Genomic DNA, 9,653 nt, shown 5'->3' with positions numbered 1-9,653 from the left:
TTTCGACTACGACAACGACTTCGACGCACGGTACGTGAGAACGTTCTGATCGCACCCAGGCCCGCCCGGCGCGGGAAAGCCATGGCGCCCCCCGCGGGACTCGGGGATAATCCGACGGCTTTTACGCAGGGGATTGTCAATGTTCAAGAACGCCAGGATCTATCGTCTCGGGGCACCCTTCGGCCGCGCCGCCGCGGAACTGGAGGCGGCGCTGGGGACCCGGCGGTTTCGCCCCTGCGGCCCGGTGGAGGTCGCCACCCTGGGGTGGTCGGCACCGCTCGGCGAGGACACGTCGGCCCTGGTGCATGGGGTGGGCGGCTGTCTGCTCCTGTGCCTGCGCAAGCAGGAGCGGCTGCTGCCGTCGTCCGCGGTCGCCGAGGCGGTGGATGAGCGCATCGCCGAGATCGAGGCCGGTGAGGCACGCGACCTCAGCCGCTCGGAGCGCCGCGCGCTACGCGAGCAGACCGTCACCGAGATGCTGCCGCGCGCCTTCACCCGCTCGCGCCGCACCCTGCTCTATATCGACACCGAGTCCGGTTGGCTGGTGGTCGACGCCGCCAGCGAAAAACAGGCCGAGGAGGCGATTTCGCTCCTGCGCCTGACGCTCGAGACCCTGCCGGCCAAGCCTCCGGCCCCCCGGCAGGCCCCCGCCGGCATCCTCACCGCCTGGCTGCTCACCGGCGAGGCCCCCGCCGATTTCATCCCCGCCGACGCCTGTGAACTGCGCGACAGCGAGGACAGCACGAGCGTCATCCGCTGCAAGGGGCAGGATCTGGCCAGTGAGGAGATCCTGAACCACCTGCGGGCCGGCAAACAGGTCGTCAAGCTGGCCCTGGACTGGGACGAGCGGCTCGCCTTCACCCTGGCCGACGACCTGTCGCTCAAGCGCCTGCGCGTCGGCGACGCCCTGCTCGATGAGATCGAGGACGGCGACGACCCGGCGGCGCGGCTCGACGCCGAGTTCGCGCTCATGGCCCTGCAACTGCGCGAGCTGTTCGTGCGCCTGGACGCGCTGTTCGGCCTGGTCGGCGAGCCGGCTTAGTCGAAGCACCTTGAGTACCGTGGCGCCGGTGAACCAACCTGACGAACCGAGTGCGCCCGCCGGGGAGACCCCGGACCCGCGCCGTCCGGTGCGCAGCTTTGTGCTGCGTCAGGGCCGGCTCACGGTGGCGCAGGAGCGGGCCTTTGTGGACCTGTGGCCGCGCTATGGGGTCGACTGGGTGCCCGGGACGCCGCTCAACCTCGCGGCCCTGTTCGGCAATGGGCGGGCGGTGGTGCTGGAGATCGGCTTCGGCAACGGGGACAGCCTGGCGGCGATGGCGGCGGCGCAACCGCTGTGCAACTGGCTGGGGGTGGAGGTCCACGGACCCGGGGTGGGCCATCTGCTGCTGGAGATCGAGCGGCGCGGGCTCGCCAACCTGCGGGTGGTCCGCCACGATGCCGTGGAACTGCTCGCCGGGGGGCTGCCGCCCGCATCGCTGGCGCGGGTCCAGCTCTTTTTTCCGGACCCCTGGCCCAAGCAGCGCCACCACAAGCGCCGCATCCTGACCCCCGCCTTTCTCCACCTGCTGGCCCGCGCGCTGACGCCGGGCGGGGTCTTCCACGCGGCCACCGATTGGGAACCCTACGCCACCCAGATGCTCGCGGTGCTGGAGGCCCCGGGGTCGCCGTTCGTGAACACCGCGGGGCCGGGCCGCTTCGCGCAGCGCCCCGCCACCCGCCCCCTGACCCGCTTCGAGCAGCGGGGCGAGCGCCTCGGGCATCAGGTCCGCGACCTGGTGTGGCGGCGCCGCTGATCCTGGTAAAGGAGCAGTTATCCACAGATGAACACAGATGAACACAGATGAACAAAAATTATTACATATTATTCATTGATTTGCGCTTAGCCAGGGACTCACCTTGCCGGTGATTGTGACAATAGCGATAAGAATATGATAAATGGAAGAAAATCTGTGTTCATCTGTGTCCATCTGTGGATTTTAGGCTGATGGGCGCCCTACGCTTGGAGGCGGTGCGCCCGCGGGTCCTGGCCCCGGTGAACCTGACCCTGGAGGCGGGTGAGTTGGTCTTCATCTGCGGCCCCTCGGGTTCCGGCAAGAGCCTGCTGCTGCGTGCCGTGGCGGACCTGGACCCCCACGCGGGCGAGGTCTGGCTGGGGACCGAGGCACGCTCGACCATGGCCCCGGCCCGCTGGCGGCAACGGGTCGGGCTCTTGCCCGCGGAGGCCTTCTGGTGGGCGGATGCGGTCGGCGAGCACTTCCCGGCGGCCGCCCGGCGCGAGCAAGACGTGGATGAACGGGTCGCACCGCGTTCCGCGGATCGGGGGCACGACGATCTGCTCGCCACTCTTGGCTTCGCGCCGGATGTACTGGATTGGTCGGTCGCGCGCCTCTCTACCGGCGAGCGCCAGCGCCTGGCCTTGGCGCGACTGCTGGCCCAGGGTCCGGAGGCCCTGTTGCTGGACGAGGCCACGGCCAACCTGGACCCGAGCAACCGGGAACGGGTGGAACTGGTCGTGGAGACCTATCGCGTCGCTGCGGCCGCGGCGATCCTCTGGGTGAGCCATGACCCGGAGCAGCGCGAGCGCCTCGGCGGGCGGCAGTTCGGCATCCGGGATGGGCGCCTGGGGCAAACCGAAGCGGCGACCGCGGACCCCGCCCGCCTGGAAGACGGGCGATGAGTCTGGTCCTGCTCACCCCCTTCGACCTGGCCCTGGCGGCCGTCCTGGTGCTGTTGCTGGCGGCCATGTCCTGGTACCTGCACTTAGGGGTGGAGCGGCGCCTGCTGATCGCGGCGGCGCGCAGCACGGTGCAATTGATGCTGGTGGGGCTGGTGCTCAAGGCCCTGTTCGCGCAGACCAATCCCTGGCTGATCGGGCTCATGGCGCTGTTTATGCTGGCGGTCGCCGGGATCGAGGTCCTGCAGCGCCAGAAGCGCCGCTTCCGCGGGCCCTGGGGCTACGGGATCGGGGCGTTCTCCATGTTCATCTCATCCTTCAGCGTCCTGTTCCTGACGCTGACCCTGATCATCCGGGTGGAGCCCTGGTATCAGCCCCAATACCTGATCCCGCTTTTGGGTATGCTGCTGGGCAACACCATGAGCGGTGCGGCGATCGCGCTGGACACCCTGACGCGCGGCGCCTGGGACGCGCGCGGGCGCATCGAGGCGCGGCTGCTGGCCGGGGGCACCTGGGATCAGGCCATCGCGTCGCTGCGGCGGGACTCGCTGCGCGCCGGGCTGATCCCGATCGTCAACGCCATGGCCACCGCCGGCCTGGTCAGCCTGCCGGGGATGATGACCGGGCAGATCCTGGCCGGCAGCCCGCCCATGGAGGCGGCCAAGTACCAGCTCTTGATGATGTTCGTGATCTCCGCCGGGACCGGCCTGGGGTCGGTGGCCGCAGTGTGGCTCGGCTCCCGGCGGCTGTTCGATGAGCGCGAGCGGTTGCGCCTGGATCGGCTGCGCGACCAGGGGCGCGACCGCGGGCAGTAGGAGCGGCCCCCAGGCCGCGACGGGTAGCCGCAAGGGCGCGTGGCCGGAGTGATGATCAAGGCCCGCCCCCGCGGCCGGCGCCCGTCGCTCCGGTCCTGTTGGGCGCGCCGCTTCACCGGTAAAATTCCATTCCCAGTCGGATCATTGGTGCCGCCGCCGTGCGGCGATGGCAAGCCCCCACCCCTCGAGGACCTCCCGCGATGAAGCACTCACCACCAGCCGCCGCCCCGGCCCTGCTCCTCGTCACCGCGCTGCTGGCGGCCGTCACACCGCTCCAGGCCGGCCCGGACCGGCCCGCGGTCGGCAACGCGGCGGCGCCCCCGGCAAGTCCGGCGGCCGCGGCAGCCGCGGCACCGCAAGACGCCGGTGAGCCCGCGACGGGAGCGCCGCCGTCCCTGGAGAATACCTCCTGGTCGCCCGCGGCCTATCGTTCCGGCAAGGCCCTGGTCGAGATCGCCGCGGGCCCGCGGCCCGGCCGCTTCCGCTTCGAGGCGGGGCGGGTCGCCGGCACCGCGGGCTGCAACCAGCTCGGCGGGAGCTACACCCTGGCGGGCGCGAGCCTGACCTTCAAGGCGAATATGGCCTCCACGATGATGGCCTGTCCGGAGCCGCTGATGAAGCAGGACAAGGCGGTTGGCTTGGCCCTGACGCGGGTCGCCGCCTACCGACTGGACGGCGAACTGCTGGAGTTGCTGGACGCCGCGGGCGCGGTGCAGTTGCGCCTTGTGCGGCTCAAGCCCACCCCCCTGGTCGGGCAGGTCTGGCAGCTGACCGGCTACGACAACGGCAAAGAGGCCATCAGTTCGGCCCGCAACGGGACCGAGATCAGCCTGGAGTTCCGCGACGACGGCACCCTGGGCGGCTCCGACGGCTGCAATCGCTACATGAGCGGTTACACCCTGAGCGGCGCGACCCTGACCATCGGCCCCCTGGCCAGCACCCGCATGGCGTGCAAGGGGCCCGAGGGGGCGGCGGCACAGGCCCGTGACTACGCGGCGGCCCTGGGCTCGGTGACCGGCTACCGCATCGAGGGCGGCGAGTTGCTGCTCCTCACCGGCGAGGGCAAACCGGCCGCCCGTTACCGTGCAGAGGTGGTCCGGCCGGTCGAGGTCGCGGCCGGCGGCGGCGCCCTCCCCAGCGGGACGCCTGACAGCGCGGAGATCCCGCAACCGGGCCTGACGGCCCCCGCCGCAAGCCCCGCCCCGCTGGGCGGCGCGGTCGGTGGCGGGGAGGCACCGCGGCGGACCCTGCCGCCGACGCCGACGCCCTAAGGTTCCTTGGACTGCGGATCGCGGGCGACGCCGGATCGGCTACACTGGCGCCCCCGTTCCCGGTCGCGCGAGTCAATCGTTAACATGCACTGTTGGGCCCACAACTCTTTCGTCGCCGTGGTGATCGCGCTCGGGACCCTGGGCATGGTCGACGCCTGCGGGCAAAAAGGCCCCCTGTTCCTGCCGAAGCCGGACGAACAACAGGCCCCGGCGAAGGGCGCGGAGGTGCCCAAGACGCCAGCCCCGACACCGGTGCCGGCTCCGACTCAGGCGCCGGCCCCGCCCCTGCCCCCGGCGTCCAACGCCGAACTGCTGGCATGGCCGGCGCAGAATCCGAGCGGCTGCACCGACGGGTGCTCGGGAGGAGCCAAGTAATGGACCATTTCAACTACCGCGACAACCTGCTCCATGCCGAGGACGTGTCGCTCACCGCCATCGCGCAGCAGTTCGGCACCCCCTGCTATGTCTACTCCCGGGCTACGCTTGAGCGGCACTGGCACGCCTTCGACCGCGCCTTCCAGGGGCATCCGCACCTGATCTGCTTCGCGGTCAAGGCCAATGCCAACCTGGGGGTGCTGAGCGTTCTGGCGCGGCTCGGCTCCGGGTTCGACATCGTCTCGGTGGGTGAACTGGAGCGGGTGCTGGCGGCGGGGGGCGAGCCCGGCAAGGTCATCTTCTCGGGGGTCGGCAAGCGGGAGGACGAGCTGCGCCGGGCGCTCGCGGTCGGCATCCGCTGCTTCAACGTGGAATCGGTGCCGGAGCTCGAGCGTCTCGACCGGGTGGCCGGGGACCTGGGCCTCATCGCGCCCGTCTCGCTGCGGGTCAACCCGGACGTGGACGCCCGCACCCACCCCTACATCGCCACCGGACTCAAAGAGAACAAGTTCGGGATCGACATCCGGGCGGCCGAGGCGGTCTACCGGCAGGCGGCGCGGCTGCCGCACCTGCGCGTCACCGGGATCGACTGCCACATCGGCTCCCAGCTCACCGATCTGGCCCCCTTCCTGGCCGCCCTGGAGCGGGTGCTGGCCCTCGCCGATCGGCTGGCGGCGGCCGGCATCCCCATCGGCCACCTGGACTTAGGCGGCGGGCTCGGCATCCGCTACCTGGGCGAACACCCGCCGGAGCCCGCCGCCTACGCCGCCGCCCTGCTCCATCGCTTAGGCGGCCGCGGCCACGAGATCATCCTGGAGCCGGGGCGCGCCATCGTCGGCAACGCCGGCATCCTGCTGACCCGCGTGGAGTATCTGAAACCCACCGAGCACCGGCGTTTTGCCGTGGTCGATGCGGCGATGAACGACCTGCTGCGCCCCGCCCTCTACCAGGCGGTCCAGGACATCGTTCCGGTCCGCCTGGACAGCGCGGCCGACCCCGCCCGCTATGATCTCGTGGGCCCGGTGTGCGAGACCGGGGACTTCCTGGGCAAGGACCGCCGGCTGGCCCTGGAACCAGGCGACCTGCTGGCCGTGCGCGGCAGCGGGGCCTACGGGTTCAGCATGAGTTCCAACTACAACAGCCGGCCGCGCGCCGCGGAGGTCATGGTGGACGGTGGGCAGGTCCATCTGGTGCGGCGCCGGGAGAGCATCGCGGACCTGATGGCCGGGGAGTCGCTGCTGCCATGAAGCGCCGTCCCGAACCGGAACTCATGGAGGATGCCGAACAGGCCCTGGCCTATGCCCAGGCCGACTTCTCGGAGTCCAACGCCCTCTTCATCAAGCTGCTTGGCCGGCTGGAACAGGCCCCCCTGCACCGCGCCCGCGCGCTGGATCTCGGCTGCGGCCCGGCGGACATCGTCTGCCGCCTCCTGCGCACCTGGCCGCAGGCGACCTGCGACGCACTGGACGGCTCCACCGCCATGCTGGGGCACGCCAGGGCCGCACTGGACCGGCTGCCCGGGGTCGCCGCGCGCGCCCGGCTGCTGTGCGAGTGCCTGCCCAGCCCTACGCTGCCCCAGGCCCACTACGACCTGATCCTTTCCAACAGCCTGCTCCACCAACTGCACAATCCCCAGGTGCTGTGGCAGGCGGTGCGGGCCGCCGCCGCCCCCGGCGCCCAGGTGCTCATCATGGACCTGATGCGCCCGGCCTCCGCCGGTTGGGCCGAGGCCCTGGTGGCGACCTACGCGGCCGGCGAGCCCGAGGTCCTGCGCAGCGACTTCCGCAACTCGCTATTCGCCGCCTTCGAGCCCGCGGAGGTGGTGGAACAACTGGCACAGGCGGGCCTGAGCGAACTGGAGGTGGCGGTGGTGAGCGACCGGCATTTGGCGGTCTTCGGCCGTCTGGACGAACAATCCAAATGACGTTGCGGTTTACCAAGATGCACGGCCTGGGCAACGACTTCGTCGTCTTCGACGGCGTGCGCCAGGTGGTCGAACTGGACGCCGCGGCCATTCGGCGGCTGGCGGATCGGCACCGCGGCATCGGTTGTGACCAGGTGCTGCTGGTGGAGCGCCCGCGGCTGCCCGGCACCGCCTTCCACTACCGGATCTTCAACGCCGACGGGTCCGAGGTGGAGCAATGCGGCAACGGTGCCCGCTGCTTCGCCCGCTTCGTGCGCGACCAGGGGCTCTGCGACCAGACCGAGATCCCGGTCGGCACCGCCGCCGGTGCGATCCGACTCTTCATCGAGCCGGACGGCCAGGTGCGGGTGGACATGGGGGTCCCGATCCTGGACCCGGCGCGCATCCCCTTCCTGGCGGATGCGCAGGCGCCAACCTATGACCTCGCGGTGGACGGCGAGACGCTCGCCATCGGCGCCGTCTCCATGGGCAATCCCCATGCGGTGCTGCTGGTGGACGACACGGACAGGGCGCCGGTGGCGCGGCTTGGCCCCCGCATCGAGTCCCACCCGCGCTTCCCTCAACGGGTGAACGTGGGCTTCATGCAGGTGCTGGCGCCGGATCAGGTCCGGCTGCGCGTCTACGAGCGCGGCACCGGTGAGACCTTGGCCTGCGGAACCGGGGCCTGCGCGGCGGTGGTGAGCGGACGCACCCGCGGGCTGCTCGGGCCACGGGTGCGGGTCAGCCTGCCCGGCGGGGACCTTGTGATAGAGTGGTCGGTTAACGGGGGAGCGGTCCAGATGACCGGGCCGGCACAACGGGTCTTCGAGGGGGAGATCGAGCGATGAGAAAGACAAAGGGCGAGGGGGGCGCGGCCGGGGCCGGGGCGAGCGAGGCCGCGATCACCGGCGGGCCCGCACCGGGAAAGGCCGCGGGGGGGGACGCCGGGGCGGCGGCGACGGTCGCCGCCTATCTGCAGGGTCACCCGGACTACTTCGCGTCCAATCCGCAGATCCTGGCCGAGCTGCACATCCCCCACACGGCGGCCGGGGCGGCGGTCTCGCTGATCGAGCGCCAGGTCAGGGTGCTGCGCGGACAGCTCGACACCGAGCGCGGCCGGCTGGCACAGCTCATCGCCCGCGCCCGCGAGTACGAGTCCTTCTCCGCCCGCCTGCACGCCCTGGTGCTCGCCCTGATCGCCGCCCCGGACCTTACGCGGGTCAGCGCCGCGCTCCAGGAGGGCCTGACGCACGAGTTCAGCGCCCAGGCGGTCACCCTCAAGGTCTTCCCGGTGGACCCCGCGGCCGGGGACCCTGATCCCCTGGTCGCCGCCTTCCGGGACTTCCTGGAGCGCAAGCACGCCCTGTGCGGCCCGCTGGACGAGGCCAAGAACGCCGCCCTGTTCGGCGATCTGCATGATCCCGCGGGCGAGCAGGTCCGCTGCGCCGCCCTGATACCGATCCGCGCGAACGGACGCTGCGGCGTACTCGCCATCGGGGCCGCCGACCCCGACCGCTTCAAGCCCGACATGCGCACCGACCTCCTGGACCGCCTGGGTGAGATCGTGAGTTGCAAGCTGCAGATGCTGCCGCCTGAAGTGCCGATAGCGGTGACGACGCCGCCCCCGGCCCCCGCGAGCGAGGACGCACCCAAGCCGACGCCGACCCGGCGTAAACGCACCAAGAAGACGGTCCCGGAATGAGCGAGCCGGAAGGGAGCCCCATCGAGCCCTTCCTCGCCCACCTGGCCCACGAGCGGCGCCTGGCCGAGCCGACGCTCTGCGCCTATCGCGCCGACCTGGAGCGGCTGACCGCCTGGCTGACCGCCGCCGGCGGCCCACCGGACGCCATCACCCGCCTCGACCAGCAGCAGATCCGCCGCTATGTCGCCTGGCGGCACCGCACCGGGGTCTGCGGACGCACCCTGCAACGCGAACTGTCGAGCCTGCGCAGCCTCTATCGCTGGCTGTTGCGCGAGGGTCGCGCGCAGAACAACCCCGCGGTGGGCATCCGCGCCCCCAAGACGGCGCGCAAACTCCCCGCCACCCTGGACGCCGACCAGTTGTGCAACCTGCTCGACCGCCCGGTGGACGACCTGCTCGCCATCCGCGACACCGCCATGATCGAGCTGTTCTATTCGTCCGGGCTGCGCCTGGCCGAACTGGTCAGCGTCAACTTAGGCGACATCGACATGACCGACGCCATGCTCAGCGTCACCGGCAAGGGCGCCAAGACCAGGCGGGTCCCGGTCGGCGCCCAGGCGCGCGCGGCCGTGCAGCATTGGATGCGGGTGCGCGCCAATCTGGCCGCGGGCGACGAACCCGCGCTCTTCGTCAGCAGCCGCGGCTGCCGCATCCACCCCCGCACGGTCCGCACCCGGGTCGCCCAGTGGGCGCAGGAACAGGGCGCCACCCGCAATGTGCACCCGCACCTGCTGCGCCACTCGTTCGCCAGCCACCTGCTGGAGTCGTCCGGGGACCTGCGCGCCGTCCAGGAACTGCTCGGGCACGCCGATATCAGCACCACCCAGATCTACACCCATCTCGATTTTCAGCACTTGGCCCAGGTCTATGACCAGGCGCATCCCAGGGCTAAGCGTAAGCCATGAAAGGA

Annotated in this window: 11 protein-coding genes; all 11 read left to right on the top strand. The window is 71.0% G+C overall.

The window, feature by feature from the left end; genetic code table 11:
• Window positions 1-139 precede the first annotated feature (139 nt).
• On the top strand, window positions 140-1,042 hold the full coding sequence (locus QZY48_RS25640) for a recombination-associated protein RdgC (protein WP_295436356.1): 903 nt from the start codon (window positions 140-142) through the stop codon (window positions 1,040-1,042).
• A gap of 28 nt (window positions 1,043-1,070) precedes the next feature.
• Window positions 1,071-1,796: a tRNA (guanosine(46)-N7)-methyltransferase TrmB gene (gene trmB / locus QZY48_RS25635; protein ID WP_295436355.1), complete on the top strand. Its 726-nt coding sequence runs from the start codon at window positions 1,071-1,073 to the stop codon at window positions 1,794-1,796.
• Between the two features lie 191 nt (window positions 1,797-1,987).
• Complete coding sequence (locus QZY48_RS25630) at window positions 1,988-2,680, top strand: ATP-binding cassette domain-containing protein (protein WP_295436354.1); 693 nt, start codon at window positions 1,988-1,990, stop codon at window positions 2,678-2,680.
• Window positions 2,677-3,492: an iron export ABC transporter permease subunit FetB gene (gene fetB / locus QZY48_RS25625; RefSeq protein WP_295436353.1), complete on the top strand. Its 816-nt coding sequence runs from the start codon at window positions 2,677-2,679 to the stop codon at window positions 3,490-3,492. The genes QZY48_RS25630 and fetB overlap by 4 nt, the downstream gene beginning before the upstream one ends.
• A gap of 200 nt (window positions 3,493-3,692) precedes the next feature.
• On the top strand, window positions 3,693-4,763 hold the full coding sequence (locus QZY48_RS25620) for an META domain-containing protein (protein WP_295436352.1): 1,071 nt from the start codon (window positions 3,693-3,695) through the stop codon (window positions 4,761-4,763).
• Between the two features lie 84 nt (window positions 4,764-4,847).
• A complete protein-coding gene (locus QZY48_RS25615) occupies window positions 4,848-5,138 on the top strand; it encodes a lipoprotein (protein ID WP_295436351.1) in 291 nt (96 codons plus the stop codon).
• Window positions 5,138-6,385 (top strand): diaminopimelate decarboxylase, encoded by a 1,248-nt coding sequence (lysA, locus tag QZY48_RS25610; protein ID WP_295436350.1) that lies wholly within the window; start codon window positions 5,138-5,140, stop codon window positions 6,383-6,385. Before QZY48_RS25615 ends, lysA begins: the two co-directional genes overlap by 1 nt.
• A complete protein-coding gene (locus QZY48_RS25605; RefSeq protein WP_295436349.1) occupies window positions 6,382-7,062 on the top strand; it encodes a class I SAM-dependent methyltransferase in 681 nt (226 codons plus the stop codon). Before lysA ends, QZY48_RS25605 begins: the two co-directional genes overlap by 4 nt.
• Entirely contained in the window at window positions 7,059-7,889 is an 831-nt protein-coding gene (dapF, locus tag QZY48_RS25600; RefSeq protein ID WP_295436348.1) for a diaminopimelate epimerase, read from the top strand. The genes QZY48_RS25605 and dapF overlap by 4 nt, the downstream gene beginning before the upstream one ends.
• Window positions 7,886-8,743 carry a DUF484 family protein gene (locus QZY48_RS25595; protein ID WP_295436347.1) on the top strand — a complete coding sequence of 286 codons (858 nt, stop codon included), beginning with the start codon at window positions 7,886-7,888 and terminating at the stop codon, window positions 8,741-8,743. Before dapF ends, QZY48_RS25595 begins: the two co-directional genes overlap by 4 nt.
• Window positions 8,740-9,648, top strand: coding sequence for a tyrosine recombinase XerC (gene xerC, locus QZY48_RS25590; RefSeq protein ID WP_295436346.1), 909 nt, complete (start codon window positions 8,740-8,742; stop codon window positions 9,646-9,648). Before QZY48_RS25595 ends, xerC begins: the two co-directional genes overlap by 4 nt.
• Window positions 9,649-9,653: the final 5 nt, after the last annotated feature.

Source organism: uncultured Thiodictyon sp. (assembly GCF_903828115.1).
Taxonomy (GTDB): Bacteria; Pseudomonadota; Gammaproteobacteria; order Chromatiales; family Chromatiaceae; genus Thiodictyon.
The sequence above is the reverse complement of the archived record's forward strand: the minus strand, read 5'-3'. Positions and strand labels throughout refer to the sequence as shown.

Coding starts and splice junctions, on each gene's coding strand:
- dapF (WP_295436348.1), top strand. CDS start 7,059: ATGACGTTGCGGTTTACCAAGATGCACGGCCTGGGCAACGACTTCGTC.
- QZY48_RS25630 (WP_295436354.1), top strand. CDS start 1,988: ATGGGCGCCCTACGCTTGGAGGCGGTGCGCCCGCGGGTCCTGGCCCCG.
- xerC (WP_295436346.1), top strand. CDS start 8,740: ATGAGCGAGCCGGAAGGGAGCCCCATCGAGCCCTTCCTCGCCCACCTG.
- QZY48_RS25605 (WP_295436349.1), top strand. CDS start 6,382: ATGAAGCGCCGTCCCGAACCGGAACTCATGGAGGATGCCGAACAGGCC.
- lysA (WP_295436350.1), top strand. CDS start 5,138: ATGGACCATTTCAACTACCGCGACAACCTGCTCCATGCCGAGGACGTG.
- QZY48_RS25595 (WP_295436347.1), top strand. CDS start 7,886: ATGAGAAAGACAAAGGGCGAGGGGGGCGCGGCCGGGGCCGGGGCGAGC.
- QZY48_RS25615 (WP_295436351.1), top strand. CDS start 4,848: ATGCACTGTTGGGCCCACAACTCTTTCGTCGCCGTGGTGATCGCGCTC.
- fetB (WP_295436353.1), top strand. CDS start 2,677: ATGAGTCTGGTCCTGCTCACCCCCTTCGACCTGGCCCTGGCGGCCGTC.
- QZY48_RS25620 (WP_295436352.1), top strand. CDS start 3,693: ATGAAGCACTCACCACCAGCCGCCGCCCCGGCCCTGCTCCTCGTCACC.
- QZY48_RS25640 (WP_295436356.1), top strand. CDS start 140: ATGTTCAAGAACGCCAGGATCTATCGTCTCGGGGCACCCTTCGGCCGC.